At 65.9% G+C, this 17,797-nt stretch carries 21 protein-coding genes; 6 read left to right on the top strand and 15 right to left on the bottom strand.

The window, feature by feature from the left end; genetic code table 11:
- Positions 1-669 carry a 7-cyano-7-deazaguanine/7-aminomethyl-7-deazaguanine transporter gene (locus OOZ48_RS14870; protein WP_269499677.1) on the bottom strand — a complete coding sequence of 223 codons (669 nt, stop codon included), beginning with the start codon at positions 667-669 and terminating at the stop codon, positions 1-3.
- 191 nt (positions 670-860) lie between these two features.
- Here OOZ48_RS14870 and OOZ48_RS14875 point away from each other — a divergent pair, with 191 nt between their 5' ends.
- Both OOZ48_RS14875 and OOZ48_RS14880 read left to right on the top strand, forming a co-directional pair.
- The gene (locus OOZ48_RS14875) at positions 861-1,772 is read left to right on the top strand and encodes a J domain-containing protein (RefSeq protein ID WP_269499678.1); all 912 of its coding nucleotides are present in this window, start codon (positions 861-863) and stop codon (positions 1,770-1,772) included.
- Positions 1,769-2,044, top strand: coding sequence for a chaperone modulator CbpM (locus tag OOZ48_RS14880; RefSeq protein ID WP_269499679.1), 276 nt, complete (start codon positions 1,769-1,771; stop codon positions 2,042-2,044). The genes OOZ48_RS14875 and OOZ48_RS14880 overlap by 4 nt, the downstream gene beginning before the upstream one ends.
- A gap of 37 nt (positions 2,045-2,081) precedes the next feature.
- Here OOZ48_RS14880 and OOZ48_RS14885 read toward each other — a convergent pair whose 3' ends face one another.
- Positions 2,082-3,362 carry a gallate dioxygenase gene (locus OOZ48_RS14885; RefSeq protein ID WP_269499680.1) on the bottom strand — a complete coding sequence of 427 codons (1,281 nt, stop codon included), beginning with the start codon at positions 3,360-3,362 and terminating at the stop codon, positions 2,082-2,084.
- A gap of 109 nt (positions 3,363-3,471) precedes the next feature.
- On the opposite strand from OOZ48_RS14885, the gene OOZ48_RS14890 reads away from it, so the two are divergent.
- On the top strand, positions 3,472-4,413 hold the full coding sequence (locus OOZ48_RS14890; RefSeq protein WP_269499681.1) for a LysR family transcriptional regulator: 942 nt from the start codon (positions 3,472-3,474) through the stop codon (positions 4,411-4,413).
- Here OOZ48_RS14890 and OOZ48_RS14895 read toward each other — a convergent pair.
- The 6 genes from OOZ48_RS14895 to OOZ48_RS18570 form a co-directional block, all read right to left on the bottom strand.
- Positions 4,410-4,832 carry a MarR family winged helix-turn-helix transcriptional regulator gene (locus OOZ48_RS14895; protein ID WP_269499682.1) on the bottom strand — a complete coding sequence of 141 codons (423 nt, stop codon included), beginning with the start codon at positions 4,830-4,832 and terminating at the stop codon, positions 4,410-4,412. The two genes, OOZ48_RS14890 and OOZ48_RS14895, sit on opposite strands and share 4 nt — an antisense overlap.
- Entirely contained in the window at positions 4,829-6,733 is a 1,905-nt protein-coding gene (locus OOZ48_RS14900; RefSeq protein WP_269499683.1) for an FAD-binding monooxygenase, read from the bottom strand. The genes OOZ48_RS14895 and OOZ48_RS14900 overlap by 4 nt, the downstream gene beginning before the upstream one ends.
- Before the next feature lie 110 nt (positions 6,734-6,843).
- The gene (locus tag OOZ48_RS14905) at positions 6,844-7,599 is read right to left on the bottom strand and encodes a sulfite exporter TauE/SafE family protein (protein ID WP_269499684.1); all 756 of its coding nucleotides are present in this window, start codon (positions 7,597-7,599) and stop codon (positions 6,844-6,846) included.
- Positions 7,600-7,613: 14 nt separating this feature from the next.
- Complete coding sequence (locus OOZ48_RS14910) at positions 7,614-8,222, bottom strand: hypothetical protein (RefSeq protein WP_269499685.1); 609 nt, start codon at positions 8,220-8,222, stop codon at positions 7,614-7,616.
- A gap of 89 nt (positions 8,223-8,311) precedes the next feature.
- A complete protein-coding gene (locus OOZ48_RS14915) occupies positions 8,312-9,145 on the bottom strand; it encodes an ATP-binding cassette domain-containing protein (protein WP_269499735.1) in 834 nt (277 codons plus the stop codon).
- Entirely contained in the window at positions 9,145-11,118 is a 1,974-nt protein-coding gene (locus OOZ48_RS18570) for a glycine betaine ABC transporter substrate-binding protein (RefSeq protein ID WP_269499686.1), read from the bottom strand. The genes OOZ48_RS14915 and OOZ48_RS18570 overlap by 1 nt, the downstream gene beginning before the upstream one ends.
- A gap of 160 nt (positions 11,119-11,278) precedes the next feature.
- Here OOZ48_RS18570 and OOZ48_RS14925 point away from each other — a divergent pair, with 160 nt between their 5' ends.
- Complete coding sequence (locus tag OOZ48_RS14925; RefSeq protein ID WP_269499687.1) at positions 11,279-11,854, top strand: HdeD family acid-resistance protein; 576 nt, start codon at positions 11,279-11,281, stop codon at positions 11,852-11,854.
- Between the two features lie 63 nt (positions 11,855-11,917).
- Here the strand turns inward: OOZ48_RS14925 and OOZ48_RS14930 are convergent, their stop codons facing one another.
- Positions 11,918-13,156 (bottom strand): FAD-dependent oxidoreductase, encoded by a 1,239-nt coding sequence (locus OOZ48_RS14930; RefSeq protein ID WP_269499688.1) that lies wholly within the window; start codon positions 13,154-13,156, stop codon positions 11,918-11,920.
- A gap of 313 nt (positions 13,157-13,469) precedes the next feature.
- Here OOZ48_RS14930 and OOZ48_RS14935 point away from each other — a divergent pair, with 313 nt between their 5' ends.
- Positions 13,470-13,808, top strand: coding sequence for a hypothetical protein (locus OOZ48_RS14935; protein WP_269499689.1), 339 nt, complete (start codon positions 13,470-13,472; stop codon positions 13,806-13,808).
- Position 13,809: 1 nt separating this feature from the next.
- Here the strand turns inward: OOZ48_RS14935 and OOZ48_RS14940 are convergent, their stop codons facing one another.
- Both OOZ48_RS14940 and OOZ48_RS14945 read right to left on the bottom strand, forming a co-directional pair.
- A complete protein-coding gene (locus OOZ48_RS14940; RefSeq protein ID WP_269499690.1) occupies positions 13,810-14,235 on the bottom strand; it encodes a DUF2231 domain-containing protein in 426 nt (141 codons plus the stop codon).
- The gene (locus OOZ48_RS14945) at positions 14,222-14,560 is read right to left on the bottom strand and encodes a hypothetical protein (RefSeq protein WP_269499691.1); all 339 of its coding nucleotides are present in this window, start codon (positions 14,558-14,560) and stop codon (positions 14,222-14,224) included. Before OOZ48_RS14945 ends, OOZ48_RS14940 begins: the two co-directional genes overlap by 14 nt.
- Before the next feature lie 338 nt (positions 14,561-14,898).
- Here OOZ48_RS14945 and OOZ48_RS14950 point away from each other — a divergent pair, with 338 nt between their 5' ends.
- Positions 14,899-15,474, top strand: a complete 576-nt coding sequence (locus tag OOZ48_RS14950; protein WP_269499692.1) for a type II toxin-antitoxin system RelE/ParE family toxin — start codon at positions 14,899-14,901, stop codon at positions 15,472-15,474.
- Here OOZ48_RS14950 and OOZ48_RS14955 read toward each other — a convergent pair.
- The 4 genes from OOZ48_RS14955 to aztC form a co-directional block, all read right to left on the bottom strand.
- A complete protein-coding gene (locus OOZ48_RS14955) occupies positions 15,391-15,711 on the bottom strand; it encodes a type II toxin-antitoxin system RelE/ParE family toxin (protein WP_269499693.1) in 321 nt (106 codons plus the stop codon). The two genes, OOZ48_RS14950 and OOZ48_RS14955, sit on opposite strands and share 84 nt — an antisense overlap.
- A 4-nt stretch (positions 15,712-15,715) precedes the next feature.
- The gene (locus tag OOZ48_RS14960; RefSeq protein ID WP_269499694.1) at positions 15,716-15,976 is read right to left on the bottom strand and encodes a ribbon-helix-helix domain-containing protein; all 261 of its coding nucleotides are present in this window, start codon (positions 15,974-15,976) and stop codon (positions 15,716-15,718) included.
- 278 nt (positions 15,977-16,254) lie between these two features.
- Positions 16,255-16,713: a HoxN/HupN/NixA family nickel/cobalt transporter gene (locus tag OOZ48_RS14965; protein WP_269499695.1), complete on the bottom strand. Its 459-nt coding sequence runs from the start codon at positions 16,711-16,713 to the stop codon at positions 16,255-16,257.
- A gap of 79 nt (positions 16,714-16,792) precedes the next feature.
- Positions 16,793-17,764 (bottom strand): zinc ABC transporter substrate-binding protein AztC, encoded by a 972-nt coding sequence (gene aztC, locus OOZ48_RS14970; RefSeq protein ID WP_269499696.1) that lies wholly within the window; start codon positions 17,762-17,764, stop codon positions 16,793-16,795.
- Between the last annotated feature and the right edge of the window lie 33 nt (positions 17,765-17,797).

The following is a 17,797-nucleotide window of genomic DNA, read 5'->3' on the forward strand; positions in this document are numbered from 1 at the left end:
TCAGGCGGCGCCGGGCAGGGCCTCGCGCCGCTTCATGGCGCGCACGAGGGCGTTCAGGGCGATGCCGTACATCGGCACGAACAGCAGCAGGCTGACGGTCAGCTTGATGACGTAGTCCACCAGGGCGATTTCCCCCCAGTTCGCCGCCATGAAGGCATTGTCGCTGCGCCAGAAGGCGATGCTGAAAAATGCAGCCGTGTCCAGCGCCTGCCCGACCACCGACGAGGCCGCCGGCGCGACCCACCACTGCGCGTAGCCGCGACGCATGCGGTCGAACACCTGCACGTCCAGCAACTGGCCCAGGACGTAGGCGGCAAAGCTGGCGAAGGCGATGCGAAACACAAAGGTGTTGAATTCGCCCAGCGCGGCAAAGCCGTTGAAGGCGCCGTCGTGAAACAGCACCGACACGATGTAGGAGACGAACAGCGCCGGGATCATGGCGCGCAGGATCACCCGGCGCGCCTCGGCCTTGCCGATCAGGCGCACGGTCAGATCCGTCGCCAGGAAAATGAAGGGAAAGCTGAAGGCGCCCCAGGTGCTGTGGAAGCCGAACAGGTCGATGGGCAGCTGCACCAGATAGTTGCTGGCGATGATGACCAGGATGTGGAAGGCGACCAGCAGGGCCAGGTGGAAGGACGCGCGCGAACGCGGAAGGGATACGGATGACATGGAGGCCTTTTTGATGGATGGGGTGAGGGAACCCATAGGGGAAATGCCGACGTGCATTATACGCCGGCCGGCCTGCCGGGGCGCGGCCTGGGGCGCCTGTGGGCCGGGGTACACTATGGATCTGCGTTCGATGCGTCTGCGTTCGGCGTGCCGCGATGTCCGCCGAGGCTGACGCGAAATAGGGGCTCATCATGCGCGATCCATACGAGGTTCTGGGCGTGGCGCGGACAGCGACGATCGACGAGATCAAGAAGGCGTATCGGCACCTGGCCAAAAAGCTGCATCCAGACCTGAATCCGGGCGACAAGGCGGCCGAGGAAAAATTCAAAGAGGTTTCCGTGGCGTACGGCCTGCTCGGCGACCCGGAAAAACGCAAGCGCTTCGACGCGGGCGAAATCGACGCCGCCGGGGTCGAGCAGCCCCAGCACCGGTTCTACCGCGACTTCGCGTCCGAGGACCGTGCAAACCCCTACACCAGCGACGCGGGCTATGCGGATTTCGCCGACTTCGCGGATCACGATGTCTTTGCCGAGATCCTGCGCCGCGGCCGCGAGGCGCGCGCCAACCAGCGGGGCGAGGACTTGCTCTATCGCCTGTCGATTGCCTTCGTCGAATCCGTGACGGGGACGCAAAAGCGCATCACGCTGCCCGATGGCAGCACGCTGGACGTCACGATCCCGCCCGGCCTGCTCGATGGACAGATGCTGCGCCTGAAGGGCAAGGGCGCGCCCGGGCGCGGCACCGGCGGGCCGGGCGATGCGCTCATCCAGGTCCAGGTCCTTGCCGATCCGCGGTTCCGGCTGGATGGCGCCAACGTCATCGTGGAGTTGCCGGTGTCCTTGTCCGAGGCGGTCCTGGGCGGCGAATTACGGGTTCCGACGCCCACGGGCGACGTGATGCTGACCGTCCCCAGGCATTCCAACAGCGGCACCACGCTGCGCCTGAAGGGCAAGGGCGCGCCGCGCCGCGAGGGCGGGTTCGGGGACCAGCTGGTCACGCTGAAGGTGGTGTTGCCCAAATCGCCCGATCCCGAACTCGATGCGTTCGTGGCCGGCTGGGAGCAGGGCAAGGCCCACGACCCGCGCAAAGGTGAACCATCATGATCATGACCAAACAGGAATTCCTCATCAGCGCGAATCTGCGGGAACAGACCCTGGAGTTCTGGCTCGAGCAGCGGTGGCTGATCCCCGACGAAACCGATCCCGAGGTCCGCTTTTCCGAATGCGACGTCGCGCGGGCCGCGCTGATCCAGGAACTGCAGCGGGATTTCGGCGTCAATGACGCGGGCGTTGAGCTGATCCTCCATTTGATGGATCAGCTGCACGGCACGCGCCACGCGCTCAGCCTGCTGCGCGAATCCTCGCGCTTCAAGTGAAACGGGCCGCAGGCCGCCAGGCTGCGGCGGCCCGGGTTCAGGCCTGGTCCATTTCCCGCACTTTGTCGCCGCCCGCGACCGAGTACGTCATGGGCACCTTGCGGGTCGCAAGGAATTGCTCCAGCGTTTCGCCGCGGAAGGCCGCATAGACCTCGGGATTCGAGACGCCCAGCACCGCGGCCAGCTTTTCCAGCACGAAGAAGCTCACGCCCCGGCGCACCATCTGGATCCATTGGCGTTCGCGGACCAGGTTCTTTTCCTCGTCCGACAGGCCGTACTCGTCCGCCAGGGCGTCGAAATCGGCGAGGAAACGCGTGCGGTGCGCGGGTTCGACCAGGTCGTGCAGGAAACGGTTGATGCGCAGGTTGGCCTGGCTGCGCGCATGGGTGAACGGATAGGACCCGGGGATGTCGCCCGCGCCTTCCAGCTCGCGGCCGATGTGCCGGCGGTAGGCGTCGACCGCGGCCGGGTCGGGCGCCTCGCCCAGGTCCTCGAAGATCAGCGTGGCGATGTTGGTGACCGAGGGGGCGTAGGTCTGCCGGTGCACCCGCCGGACCTGTTCGGACAGCGCGCCGCGCATGATCAGCCACATGACGACCTCGGCACCCTCCATGCCGCCCTTGGCCGCGAATTCCGCGATCCGCATCTCGACCAGTTTTTCCGGCGTCTTTTCCAGCAGGTCGAGGAATTCGTCGTCCCAGGCCTCGTTGATGTATCCGGCGCGCTCGCCGTGCACCTGGTGGGACAGGCCGCCGGTGGCCATGATGGCGACGTTGAGGTCCTCGGGATAGCTCTCGATCGCCTTGCGCAGGGTCTTGCCCAGTTTCCACATGCGCTTGGCGCTGGGGATGGGGAATTGCAGCACGCCGACCTGCAGCGGCACGATCCGGCCGGCCCAGGGGCCGTCCTCGTCGCCCAGCATCGACAGCGGCGACAGCACCCCGTGGTCGACGGGCTTGCCCTGGAAGATCGACATGTCGAACTCGTCGGCCATCAGCGCCATGGCGATGTGCTGCGACAGGCCCAGGTGGCCGTGCGCGGGCGCCACCTCGCGGGGGCCGCCGCCTTCGTCCGCCGCCACGTACAGGTCGCCGATGCCCAGCGCGAAGGCCGAATAGTGATCGAAAAAGAACGAGGTGACGTGGTCGTTGTAGATCATGAACAGCACGTCGATGCGCCGGTCCTTGACCCAGCCGCGGATGCGGTCGAAGCCCTCGAAGATCGGCTTCCAGGCGGGGCTGTCCTGCTTGCCGGTGTCCTTGGCGTAGCCGATGGTGGGGGAATGCGAGGCGCCGATGCCGCCGACGATGCGAGCCATGTGTGTCTCCAGGGGGAAGTGGAAAATGAATATGTTAGAGAGTGTGGATTTTTTGAACAACCGTGTTTGTTTATACGATTCGTTCAGATTTATGAACGATAATGCGGCCATGAGATGGAATCTGGACGATTTGCCGGTCTTTGTCGCCGTGGTCAACCAGGACGGGATTTCGGCCGCCGCGCGCGAGCTCGGCATGCCCAAATCCACGGTCAGCGCCGCCCTGTCGCGGCTGGAGGGCGCGTTGCGGCTGCGCCTGATCGACCGGTCGTCCCGCAGCCTGCGGGTCACGGCCGAGGGCGAGGCCTTTTTTCGCCAGGCGCAGCTGATCCTCGAGCAGGCCCGCGAGGCCGACGACCTGATGGCGGGCCTGCGCTCGGTGCCCATGGGCCGCGTGTCGGTGGCGCTGCCGCCGGCCTTCAACCTGGAGGTGGTGGCGCCGCGCCTGCCCGAATTCCGTGCGCGCCATCCCGGGCTGGACCTGGAGATCGTGGTCACCAGCCACGGGGCGTCCCTGGTGCGCGACCGGGTCGATCTGGCGGTGGTCGTGGGTTCGCTGGAGGACAGCGAGCTGGTGTCGCGCAGCCTGCTCGAGGGGGCGCTGATCTGGGTGGCCGGCCCGCGCTGGCTCGCCGACCATCGGCCCGGCGATACCCTGGAGGATTTGCGCGCCCAGATCCAGGCGTGCGAGGCGCGCTATGCCCTGCGGCGCCTGCCGGTCGAGGTGCGTGGCGAGGCGGCCCACCTGGACTTGTCGCGGGGCGTGATCCGGGTCAACGACCCCCTGGCGGTGCGCCGCATGGTCATGGCCGGCGGCGGGGTGTCGATGCTGCCGCACCAATACTGCGTCGAGCCCCTCGCCGAGGGCCGGCTCGTCGAGGTCTGGCCGTACATCCGCCTCAGCCGGGCCAGCGCGCGCCTGACGGCGGTCTATCCCGGCCGGCGCCTGTTGTCGCCGCGGGTGCGGGCACTGCTGGATTTCCTGGTCGAGATCTGCGAGGCGCACACGGCGCGGGCTGCGCGCGCCCCCGGTTCAGCGGTGAACCGATCCTAGCGTTCCAGCAGGCTCCGCAGCAGGCGGCGCAGATCGGCGACCTCGGTCGCGGATAGGGCCTGGGTCATGGCGTCCTCGACGGCATCCACGCGCGGCTGCAGGTCCCGCAGGGTGGCGCGGCCCGCGGGGGTCAGGCGCAGGACGTAGCGGCGGCGGTCGGCCTCGTCCTGGGTGCGCACGACCAGGCCGTGGCGTTCCAGGCGGGCGGCCAGGTCGGCGATCGTCGACCGGTCCATTTCCAGCGCATCGCCCAGTTCGCGCTGGCTGGCGCCTGGGGTGCGGGCCAGGATCGCCAGCGCCGCGAATTGCACGCTGGTGATCGTGCCGGACACGAGGCGCAGCCATTCGGCGGCGTGGCGCTGCTGGGCGCGCCGGATCAAGGAGCCGGTGTACGGCAGGACCTCGCTGAGACTGCTCATGCGCCGGGTGCCAGCAGGAAGCTGTCGAAAAACGCGGCCAGCGCTTCATGGCCGTCCAGCGGCAGCACGTGGCTGACATACTGGTCCGGGCGCACGAGGACGAGGGCGCCTTGGACGCGGTCTATGCCCCGCAGGTCGAAGATGTCCGGTCCCTTGACGAGGTCGGGGCTGAAGGCCTTGTCATAGTCGATCAGGCCGTGGCGGCCTTTGCGCGGCAGCAGCACCGGCGGCAGCGCGTCGACCCGGATTTCGCGGTGGCCTTGCTGATAGATCGCGCGCACGTCGATCACGCTGTCGGGGTCGGCGTGCGCGGGCGTGTAGCGCCGCAAGGGCGAGGCGGGCGATTCGCCCAGCCAGCCCAGCAGCGCATGCAGCCGTTCGGCCCGCGCGTCGGCGTAGGCATACAGCCGCCAGGCGCCGTCGGCGCGGTGCACGTGTCCCAGGTGCAGCGGCTTGGCGTCGGCGACCCGGATCACCGGCGCCGAATGAAAGCGCATGCCGACGGTATGGCCTCGGGCCAATGCCTGGTGTTCCGAGGTGCCGATCAGCGGCCCGGCGGGGTAGTGCGTCGCCAGGCCCGAGGTGTAGCGGCCGGAGCGGATGTAGTAGTCCTGCAGCTCGGCCGGGTCCACGCCGCCGCGTTCGGGGTGGTCCGGATCCTTGGGCGGCGAGCCCATGATCGCCGACCATTCCTTGTCGAAATCGATCAGTTCCTTGGCGACCGGCTGGCGTTCGGCCGAATAGGTGTGCAGCAGCGCGGGCGCGGCCCGGTCCTCCAGGACCGCGGCGAGTTTCCAGCCCAGGTTGAAGGTGTCCTGCATCGAGACGTTCATGCCCTGGCCGGCCTTGGCGCTGTGCGTATGGCAGGCGTCGCCGGCGATGAAGACCCGCGGCAGGCGGGCGGCGACCTGGTCCTCGGGCACGTCGTCGAATTTGTCGGTGACGCGCTGGCCGACCTCGTACACCGAGGCCCAGGCGATGTCCTTGACCTCCAGCGTGTAGGGATGCAGCACCTTCCGGGCGATCTCGATCAGCCGTTCGGGCGGCGTGCGCCGGATCTCGTCGCGGCGTTCGGGCACGACCTCGCCCAGGTCGACGTACAGGCGCACCAGGTAATCGCCCTCGCGCGGGATCAGCAGGATGTTGCCCTCGTTGGCGGATTGGATCGCCGCTTTGATGCGGATGTCGGGGAAATCCGTCACCGCGAGGATGTCCATGACGCCCCAGGCATGGTTGGCGGCGTCGCCCTGCAGTTCGCGGCCGATCGAACGGCGTACGGCGCTGCGCGCGCCGTCGGTGCCCACCACGTATTTGGCGCGGATGCTGCGTTCGGCGCCGCCGTCCGTGGGCCGCAGCGTCACGGTGACCGGATGGTCGCCGGAATCGGCCACCTCGACCCGGACGGCCTCGAGCCCGTAGTCGGGCGTCAGGCGCGTCGGCGATTTCTGCATGTATTCCAGCAGGTGCTGCTGCAGGCGGGCCTGGTTGACGATGACGTGCGGCATCTCGGACAGTTCGTTGGCGGCGTCATCGACGCGGCCGGTGCGCGTGATGCGCGAGCGGTCCTTTTCGTCGGGACGCCAGAAGACCGTTTCGGTGATCCAGCAGGCCTCGCGCAGCAGGCGCGACGACAGCCCGAACGCCTCGAACATCTCCACGGTGCGGGAGGCGACGCCGTCCGCGTGGCCCAGTTCCAGCGGGCCCGCGCGCCGTTCGACGATGCGGGTCGTGAAACCGGCAAAGGTCGAGAGCTGGGCCGCCAGCACCAGGCCCGCCGGGCCGGTGCCGATGATCAGCACGTCCACGGTGTCGGGCGGGTCCGCGGGCGGATGTTCGAAGCCCGGCGCCGCCGCCTGGAGTTCGGGGTCGCCGTATTGATAGCCGTTCAGGTAATACTGCATGGATCGAATCTCCAAGATCGAAGATGGGAAGGGGCTGTAATTAATCAGTGTACCAACTAATTTAATCCGTACACCAACTAAATGTCATCAGTCATAACCCTCATGAAACCTCAGGCGTAGCCGCGATAGAAGAACGCCGCCGTCACGGCAAAGAACGCCAGGGCAATGATCCTGCGCAGCGTGTCCGTGGTGAGCCGGCGGGTCACCAGGGCGCCCACGTAGCCGCCGGCCACGGCCGCCACCGTCATGGACAGGGCCAGTTCCCAATACACTTGGCCCCAGAGCGCAAAAATCAGGACCGCGACGACCCGGGCGGCCCCCACCATCAGCGTCTTCATGCCGTTCAGCGCTCGGACGTCGCCCAGGCCGAATACGGTCCAGCCCGCCATCATCATGATCCCCACGGCGCCGCCGAAATAGCCGCCGTAGGCGCCCAGCAGGAATTGGTAGGCGGCGATCGGCACGGGCCGCAGGCGCGTGCCTGCCGGCGCCAGCCGCGCCTGGATGGTTTTCCCGAAAGTGAATGTGAGGGCCCCGATCAGGACCAGCCATGGAATCACCAGGTCGAATAGACGGGTGGGCGTAAAGAGCAGCAACACGGCCCCCGCGCCGCCGCCCAGCAGCGTCGAGGCCATGATCAGCGGCAGGCTGGCGTGCTGGAATGCGCGGATGTCGTCCTTGTACGCCCAGGCGCTGGCCAGGCTGCCGGGCAGCAGGGCGATGGCGCCGGTCTGGTTGGCCGCCACGGGCGGCAGGCCGGCCAGCACCAGCGCGGGAAAGGTGATGAAAGAACCTCCGCCGGCGAACGCGTTGACCACGCCGGCCAGCAGGCCCGCGACCGTCGCGACGAGAAGATGGTCATCCATGGGAGTTCACGATACTAGCCGCCGCGCAGCCACCGCAAGTAGGCCGAGCGCGTGGGCTCGGACACGGACTCCAGCACTTTCTGGTGCTTGACCTGGTGCCGCAGCACCAGCCGCGCATCGGCGACGGCGCGCGATTTGCAGAACCAGTGGCAGCTGTGCTGCAGTAGATAAAGCTCTGCGGAAAGGTGGTAGGCGCGCTCTTTCAGGCCCCACCGGCTTTCGTTGTCGACCACGTGGCGCAGGCCGGCCGCGTGGATGCGCAGCAGTTCGCGGAAATCCCGCGTCAGCGTGGGGATGAAGCGCTCGACATAGGGCAGGCACAGGGGCAGGGCGCCCATGCCGGTCGCCTGGGAGCTTTCCTTGCCCATGGCCTCGGCCAGTGCGTGGGCCTGATCCGCGACCGTGCGTTCGGCCTCGGCAAAGGACTCCAGCACCTGCAGCTGGCGGGCCTCGTCTTGTTCATGAATGGCGCGGGTGTAGCCCTGCGTCAGCATCTCCATGTGGCGTTCGATCCGCAGGTCGGCCAGGTGGCCGCCCAGCAAGGCGATATGCGTGCGCTGGTATCGCAGGCACAGCAGCCGCCATGCCACGATGACCGCCAGCGCGGTCAATACAATGTCCATCGTCAGGATTCCCCTCGTCGTCCAGCCGAGATACTGGCACAAAAGCAAGAGGCCCGCGAGCGGCCGCGTCTCGCCGGCGGGCGGGGACCTCAGGGCTCGGGACGCCGCACCACGAATCGCTCGACGTATTCGTTGGCCGGGTGATGGCGGATGTCGTCGGGGCTGCCGGCCTGTTCGACCTTGCCGTCGCGCAGGATGACGATGTGCTGGCCCAGGCGCAGAGCCTCCTCGATGTCGTGGGTGACGAAGACAATGGTTTTTTGCAGGCGCTGCTGCAGGCCCAGCAATTGGTCCTGCATGTCGCGGCGGATCAGGGGATCCAGGGCCGAGAACGCCTCGTCCATCAAGAGGACCTCCGCATCGATCGTCAGGGCCCGCGCCAGGCCGACCCGCTGGCGCATGCCGCCCGACAGTTCATCGGGGTAGTTCTTTTCGTATCCCTGCAGGCCCACGCGTTCGAGCCAGGCGCCGGCCGCCTCGCGCGCCTGCAGCGGGCTCTCGCCGCGCACGCGCAGGCCGAAGGCCACGTTGTCGATGACGTTGACGTGCGGCAGCAGGCCGAAGTTCTGGAACACCATGCTGATGCGGTGCCGGCGCAGCTCGCGCAGTGCGGGCATGCTGAGGTCCAGGATATTGCTGCCGTCGACCAGGATCTGTCCGGCGGAGGGGTCGATCAGGCGGTTCAAGTGCCGGACCAGGGTCGACTTGCCCGATCCCGACAGGCCCATGATGCAGGATATCCGCCCCGCCGCCAGTTTGGCGCTGACCCCGGCTAGGCCCACGTTGCAGCCGGTCTGGGCCTGGACGCCGGCCTTGTCGGCCCCCTGGCGCAACAGCTCGACCGCCCGGGTCTCCTGGGGCCCGCCATCGCGCGGGCCGAAGACCTTGTACACCTCGCGGATCTCGATCTTGGTCTCGTCCATCATCGTGTCTCGCGCGGTGGGGCCGGGCGCCGCCGGCGCGGGCGGCCATAGGCCTGGGTGATGCGGTCGATGACGATGGCGAGGATCACGATGGCCGCCCCGGCCTGCAGGCCGCGGCCCACGTCCAGCGTCTGGATGCCCGCCAGCACGTCCTCGCCCAGGCCGCGCGCGCCGATCATGGACGCCACCACCACCATGGCCAGCGCCATCATGGTGGTCTGGTTGATCCCCGCCATGATGCTGGGCCGGGCCAGCGGCAGGGTCACCCGGGTCAGCATCTGCCAGCGGGTGACGCCGAAGGCCTGCGCGGCCTCCATGATGTCGTGATCCACCTGGCGCAGGCCGAGTATGGTCAGGCGGATCAGCGGCGGCACCGCATAGATGATGGTGGCGAACAGGGCCGGCACCTTGCCCAGGCCGAACAGCATCAGCACCGGAATGAGGTACACGAAGCTGGGCAGGGTCTGCATGACGTCCAGCACCGGGGTCAGCAGCCGGCGCAGCAGGCGGCTGCGGGCGGCCATGATGCCCGTCGGCACGCCCAGCACGATGGACACCAGCGTCGACACCAGCACCAGCGCGAAGGTCTGGATGAGCTTGTCCCACAGCCCCATGGCGCCGACCAGGTACAGGCCGGCGACGTACAGCACCGGCGCCCAGGGCTTGCGCGTGGCGTGCCAGGACAGCGCCGCGACCAGCAGCAGGAACGCCCAGGGCGGGATCGCCTGCATGAGGCGCTCGACGGGCAGCAGCAGGCCGCGCAGCATGAGGTCGCTGGCCTGGCGGAATACGCCGCCGTAGGCCTTCACCATGTCCATCAGCTGCCGGTTCACGAAAGCGGCGGCCGACCAGTCGGGGAAAAAGCCGTCCGCCTGGGCGCCGGCCGCGGTCCCCGCCGCGGCGGTGTCGGGCTCGCCCGCCCGGGCGTTCGCCGGCTGGGCGAGCCCCAGCGCGGCGGCCACGCGCCCGGCCGCGTCCGGCGGCAGCCACGCCCGCCAGACCTCCGGGTGTTCGCGCAGGAACTGGTCGGCCATGGCCTCGCCGCCTTTGCGGGTCTCGGTCATGTCCAGGATCATGCGGTTCAGCAGCGGCGGCTGGAATTGCAGCTTTTCAAAGAACGCCATCAGTTCGGGGTTGCGCGCCGCAAAGGGCGCGGACACCGCCACCGACAGGCGGGCCACCAGGAAATCCGAGGCGCACAGCGTACCCTCGCCGCTGACGATGGCGTCCCAGCAGGCCTGGTTGAAGGGACCTTGGTCGATCTTGTGGAATGTGTACTTGGCCATCAGGCCGGCGGGCTGCCAGTAATAGAACAGGATGGGCAGGCCCCTGTCGTATGCCGAGCTGATCGCCGCATCCAGCGCGGCGCCCGTGCCTGCGCGGAAATTGGTGTAGTCGTCCTCCAGGCCGTGCAATTGCAACAGCCGGCTGTTGGTCTTTTCGCAGACCCAGCCCGACGGGCAGTTCAGAAAGCGCCCCTTGCCGGGGTCCTCGGGATCGGTGAAGAGCGACTTGTACCGCGGCAGGTCGCGCCAGCTGCGCAGCTCGGGCGCCGAGGCCTCGATGCCGCGCCCGGGATCGCCGTGGACCACGTAGTCGGGTACGTACCAGCCTTGTTCGGCGCCGCCGGCCAGGGTGTCGCCCACGATGCGGACCTTGCCGTCCCGGATGGCGTCCTCGATGATGGCGGACCGGCCCGACCAGATCTCCGCGATGATCTGCAGGTCGTCCTGCGCCAGCGCCGATTCGAGGGCGGCCGATGCACCCGGCACGATTTCCGTGGCGCAGCCGTAGCCGGCGCCGAGCAGCTTGCGCACGACTTGCGTGGTGAACGAGGCGCTTTCCCAGTTCAGGTCCGCCAGCCTGATCGGTTGCCCATCATTGCAGGCGGCCGTCTGTCCCCGAGCCGTCAACGGCAGCATGAAGGCCAGGCAGACAGATGCCGTTGCGAGCGCGCGCAGCAATCTTCCCATCCGAAAAAATCTTACAGTAATGCCCGGATACCGTCCACACCGCGCAGAAACCGGGCTGATGCGCCGGCGATGGCCCTGGCCGCGCGGCATGCTTGCCCGGCTGCCCGGCGCCACCCCGATGTGCTAAGGTTTTCCCGAGCGTTGAAACCAGGGGAACGATATGAGCGAACTCACACCCGGCGAGGCGAGATCTTCCGAATCCAGCCGTGCGCAGGCTGCCTTGCGCGAGAAATGGAAATGGTTCATTGCCCTGGGCGCCCTGCTCATCGTGGTGGGCCTCGTGGCCTCTTACCACATCCTGACGGCGACCCTCACCAGCGTGATTTTCATCGGCATCCTGATGCTGATCGGCGGGGTGGGGATGCTGGTGCATGCCTGGCGGGTCCAGGGGTGGGGCAGCTTCCTGTTGTGGACTGTCAGCGGGATCCTGTATTTGGCAGCCGGCGTCGTCGCCTTTTACAACCCCCTGGTGGGCGCCACCTTATTTACCCTGTTGATCGGCGCCACACTGATCGGTTCGGGCGCCTTTCGCCTGTGGGTGTGGTTCCAGAACCGGGCCCAGCGGGGCTGGCAGTGGCTGGCGCTGTCGGGCGGGGCGTCGTTGCTGGCGGGGCTGGCCATCGCCGCCGGTTGGCCGGAAAACAGCGTCTGGGTGCTGGGACTGCTGTTGGCCCTGGACCTGCTTCTTCAAGGCTGGACGCTGATCATGGTGGGCCTGGCCTTGCATCGCATATAGCGCTTTCGGCCACCCCGCGCGCCAGTGCCGCGCTGAGGTGCTCCATGGGGAATGGCAAGCCCGTCAGGGCGCCAGTTCGGGCGTGCGCACGTGCTCCTGCCGGATCCCGTAGCCGAACAGCCGGGCCGGGCGGTTGCGCACCACACGCAATGACAGCAGCAGCCGCAACAGCCACGGGATGCGCGGCGGCCTGCCGTCCGCCTCCAGCGCCCGGCTGATGACGCGGTTCTGGATGGCCAGCTGTACCCGCTGCACCACGCGCACCGGCAGCTCGCGCCGTCGCTGGACGGCCGCAAGCTGCGCCTCGTCGATGCGGCGCCCCTCGCGCAGCGGCGTCGCCAGCGCGTTGGCCGCGGCCACGGCGTCCTGGATCGCCAGGTTGATGCCGACGCCGCCGATCGGCGACATCGCGTGCGCGGCATCCCCGATCAGCAGCAGACCGGGCGTGTGCCAGCGGTCCAGGCGATCGACTTGCACCGCCAGCGTGCTGATCGCATCCCAGCTTTCTATGCTGTCCCTCCGGTCGGACAGAAAGGGTGCCAGCCGCACGACCGCGTCGCGCAGGCGGTCGATCGGCTGGGCACGCAGCTCGGCGTCGCTGCCTTTGGGCACCACGAAGGCCGTCTGCCAGTACTCGTTGCGATTGAGCAGGACCATCAAGTGGCCGTGGTTCGCGATGCCGAACGTGCCTTGCGGATCGTGTGCCGAGCGGGGCATCCGGAACCACAGCACATCCATCGGCGCCCCGTAGTCCGTGCCTTTCAAGCCCGCCGCCGCGCGTATCGTGGAATGCCGTCCGTCGCAGGCGACCACCAGGTCGGCGCGCAATTCATAGGCCCCGTCGGGCGATTCGACACGCACGCCGGCCACGCGCCCGCCGTCCCTCATCAGGCCGGTGGCGGTATGCCGCATGCGCAGGTCGAAGCTCGGGTAGCGCCTGCCCGCATCCGCCAGGAGATTGAGGAAATCCCATTGCGGCACCAGCGCCAGGTAGTCGAACGGCCGCAGTCCACGGAAATCCACCACCGGCTGTTCACGTCCGGCGATCAGGCCGCTGAGCAGGCTTTCGCGCCGCTGGGGCAATTGCTTGAATTTTTGCAGCAGGCCGAGTTCCTGGAGGATCTGCAGGGTCGAGGGATGCACGGTGTCGCCGCGGAAGTCGCGCAGGAAATCACTGTGCTTTTCCAGGACGGTCACCGCCACGCCCGCCCGCGCCAGCAACAGCCCCAGCATCATGCCGGCGGGGCCGCCGCCGACGACGCAGCATCGTGTGGAATGAAGGGGATTCGGATCGAGTGGCATGATCGTGTGCTCGAGAATAGGCGCCCGCCGGCAGGGGTCAATAGTAGCGCCAATTGGCCTCCATCCAAGCATGAGTTCCACAAACCCGGCCTGAAAAAACCTGGTGAAACATGGACATGCGGCCTTTTGTGAGAGAGGACGATTCAAGGGATTGAATCATGCGAGGGCCGCTTTGGGCGCCGATCGGCGTAGGCTTCCACGAGCCGGTCGAGGAAGCCGTACAGCGTCCGGTTCATGGCGCCGTCATGGTTTTCCTTGAATAGAGAGCAAGGTCAGTCAGCTCGGCGTCTGGCTGGACTCAGGCGGATGGTCAATGGCGAACATCAGGGCGCTCGAAGCGCAGGTGATAGGATTCGAGTTGGCAGGTGCAGGCTGCGGCAAGTCCTGGCCGCGACTGGTTGGAGATAGTCTGATGATAAATGAACAAGATCGTATGCACCTTCGGCGGTGCGTGGAATTGGCGGCATCGGCCCTTGCCGCCGGCGATGAGCCTTTTGGTTCGCTGCTTGTGTCATCTGGCGGCGAGGTTTTGTTTGAAGACCGCAACCGTGTTTCGGGTGGCGATCACACACGGCACCCTGAGTTTGCAATAGCAAGATGGGCCGCGGAAAACATGAGCCCCGAAGAAAGAGCCCGGGCGACCGTTGCGTGAGTCAGCGCCCGATGCCGTGGCCATATACCAGGCGGCCGCCCAGCCAGCCGCCGATGGCCAGTGTGATGAAGCCGACAATATCCAGAAACAGGGACAAAATGTCCGGTGCGAGCGGCTGCAGATGGTCCAGGCGCAACAGGAGGCTCGTCGAAAAAAAGACGAAAGCGGTCAGCATGAGCCCCATGTGCAGGTAGACATCGCGCAGGGCCGGGCCGTCGGGGACGCGGGACAGCTCCATGATGCCGGCCGCCATGGCCGGCAGTGCGACGACACAACCCACCACCAGCAGGCCGGCCGACCATCCCCAGGCGGATTCCCCGAACCAGAGGCCGCTGAAATCCGTCAGCGTCGCCAGCGACCAACAGGCAATCGGAAAGTGGACCAATGCGGGGTGCAGGGGATGGCGCATGGCGTCAGAGGACGACACTGAGGAGCGTCAGGAAGCCGATGACGGCGATTGTGGCGTGCACGACCACCACGGCTTTCGGCGGAAGCCGCTTGCGTGCATGAAAGGAGACCAGGAAGAAGCCCCCGAGCGCAGCAATCAGCAGCAGGATGAAGCCGGTCAACACGGGTTGCGAGGTGGATCCCTGGACCAGCGCGACGATGAGCAGTATCAGTCCCACCGCCCCCAGCAAGGCGTGCAGCAGCGATAAGGCCCAGGGGGCGAACTTGCCGCGCAGGACGTGAGCGGCGAGAATCAAGCCTCCCACGGCGGCAATGGCGAAGACGATGATTGCAGCGGTGATCATTTTTTTATCCTTGGATAGCAGTATCGGATCTCGAAAACGTACCCGACCATTGGGGGTACATCCGTATAGATGCTTCCTGACTGAAGGACGTTTCAGTGTTCCGCTGATTGTGATCTAGAGTGTGCTGTTTGGTTAGTTCGCATACTTGACTTCGGCGCCTGAACTTGCCATGCGGCGTTGCAAATGCTCGCGATAGCACAGGCTATCGCTGCGCTTTGTGCCTTGCCCCGGACACGAATCCACCGATTTCATCATGGCTACGTACTTCTGAGACACGACACTAGTTTCCAAGAGCTGCATGGGAGCCACGCGGGACATTTGGCAGATCAGGCTGACGAGTGCGGTCTTACCGGCTGACAGCCTCTGCGCAAGGCGGCCTGATCGATATCTTCGCCTGGGCTCATGAACACTTCGGTGAACAGGCGCGTTTTCGCTATGAGTCCCTGATCCTCACCGCACTGCGTGATATCGCTGCCGCTCCCGAACGGGTGGGCAGCATCGAGCGGCCCGAACTGGGTGAGGGCATTCGTTCCTGGCATGTGCGCCTGAGCCAGGATCGCGGACGCACCCCGAGCGGCATCGTGCGCCGGCCCCGGCATTTCCTGATCTATCGGCTGGAATCCGACGTGGTTGTCATCGGCCGGGTGCTGTACGACGGTACGCAAGAAGGCCCGAAACCGGAGTCTGGGCCTTTTCAAATCTTGGAACGGGAAACGAGTCACTGGATCAGGATCTCACTCTTTGATGAGAATGGGATTTTTCTATCCTGTCCGAGCAGGATGGACAAGATTATGGACAAATTCTGGTCTCACGAGAAGGCACAACGGTTGTTACAAACCAAAATCCTCTCTGAATCGGTCAATCTGGTGCATCCGGGAGTGGAGGATCGTCACGATACCAATGTCGTTGTTTGACAGCCGGCGCCAATAGACGAAGTGCTGTTCGTAGCGGAAGAAGTAACCGTCGATGCCGAATTCAGCGGGGATGGGACGTGATGTTGTCCGTCGGCTCTCGATTCCGTCAAAGGTCTCGAACAATCCGGTGATATAGCGGTCAGCCTGTTGCGTGCCCCAATGATCCCTCGTGTAGTGGTAGATCTCGTCGAGCCGGTAGGAGGCCGCCTCCTGGACTCGGATCTGTACCTTGGCCACGCATTTAAGCCCGGTTGCGTGCAATCACGTCGGCCGCTGTCAGGGGCTGGTATGAAGACTCTGGGGCTGCGTAGGCATGGGCCAGCTCTGTCTTCAACCGGTCGAATGCTTCTTGTTCGGTGCGCTCCTTGTCCCGGCGGATCAGATCGCGCATGTACTCGCTGACGTTTTCGTAGGCGCCGTGCTCCCCCACGTTGGCAGCGACGAAGTCGCTGAGAGTCCCGCTGAGGCGGACCGTCATGGTCGTCGTGCGTGCTTTTGGCATGGTGTGTTCCTACCTGAGGTATTGGTATTCAATATAATTAAATTTGAATACGATGGCAAAGGTCGTAGGACAGAGGTGCGGAAGGGCGCTAGCGCCGGCTGCCGAGGACGAAAGCCCTCCCGGCTTGCACGTATCCACCACTGAAGTCCCGGCCGGAGCAAAGGCGAGGTATCTGCAGTAGGAGTCATCAAGCAAAGAGATACTGGCGACAGCCCAGTTCCCCGTACATACCTGGTTGTATCCCATTGCTGGATTAGGCAATCTTGGGGTCGGATCGGCTACAAAAGCGGATGCGGGGCGGTGCTCAAGCCTTGCTGAAGCAGGCCGACGCCCATCAGACCGATTGCCGTGCCGCCCAGCAGGCCCAGCAGGTCGAAAACCAGGCCTGTGTGATGCGACGCGGCACGGCTGCGCTGGAACACTCGCAGCGCGACGTGCCGAAACGAGACGGCAGCGGTGGCCAGCAGGCTCACGGTGGCCGTCGTGCCCAGCGACATGGCCAGCACCGCGCCGATACCGGCCCAGCGCAGGCCAAGCGAGTAGGCGACCAGCAGCACGAGAATGGCGCCCGTGCAGGGTCGCAGCCCGATCGCCAGGATGACGGGCAATGCGCTGCGCCAGATCAGCCCTTCGGTTGACAGGATGATCGTGCTGCGCACGTCGATCCAGGCATGAGGGTGGGCGTGCAGGCTGAATGGCGCGAGTGCCAGCGCCAGCACCGCAAGGAATCGATTCACGTTGTTTGGGCCTTGCAACGGGCTGAGCCGCGCGCGGCTCAAGGCATCGAGCCGCGCCGATCATGGCGTCATCGGTGATTCACCGCCCCAGCGCGGCATCCCGGATGGTGCTGACATTATGCCGCATCATATCGATGTAGGTTGAGGCGGGGCCATCTGCCGTTGACAGAGCATCGGAATACAGCTCGCCGCCGATCTTCATGCCGGTTTCCTGGGCGATTTGCTGGACCAACCGGGGGTTGCTGATGTTTTCAATAAAGATGGCCGAAGCCTGCTGGTCCTTGATCTGCTGGATCAATGAGGCCACGCCCGCGGCCGAGGCGTCCGAGCCGGTGCTCACGCCTTGCGGGGCCAGGAATTGCAGGCCGTATTCGTGTCCCAGATAGCCGAAGGCATCGTGCGAGGTAATGATCGTGCGTTGGCTGGCCGGAATCTGAGCCACCATGGCTTTCAGCTCGGCATCCAGCGCCTGCAGCTTCTCGTCATAGGATTTGGCATTGGCCTGGTAGCTGGGGCAGCCGCCGGCATCGGCGGCGCAAAAGGCCTGGGCGATGTTGTTGACGTATACCCGCGCGTTAGCCACTGACTGCCATGCATGCGGGTCGTATTCGCCATGGTGATGATGGTGGGCGTGTTCGTCCGCATGGTCATGATCGTGGTCGTCATGATCGTGATCTGCGTGCTCATGATCCTCCTCGGTGTTGCGCAGCAACTCGACGCCCTGCGTGAGCGCGATCACCGGCGCCTTGGCGCCCGATGCCTGGACGAGCCGATCCAGAAAGCCTTCCAGGTGCAGGCCATTGGCCAGCACGACATCGGCCTGACCCATGGCAACCGCATCGGTCGGCTTGGGCTCATAGGAATGGGTGTCTCCATTGGGCGGGACCAGCGTGGTCAGTTTGATCCGCTCGCCGCCCACGTTCCTGGCGAAATCGCTGATGATGGAAAACGTGGAGACGACTTGCAATTCTTGGGCATGGGCCTGCGGCCCCGCCAGCAAGGCTGCCGTGGCAATGCCGGCCATGGCGGCGAGTTTGCGGGATTTGGACATGGGGTGCCTTTCGATCATGAGTGGTAGATAGGA

Source organism: Castellaniella sp. S9 (assembly GCF_027257175.1).
GTDB lineage: Bacteria > Pseudomonadota > Gammaproteobacteria > Burkholderiales > Burkholderiaceae_B > Castellaniella.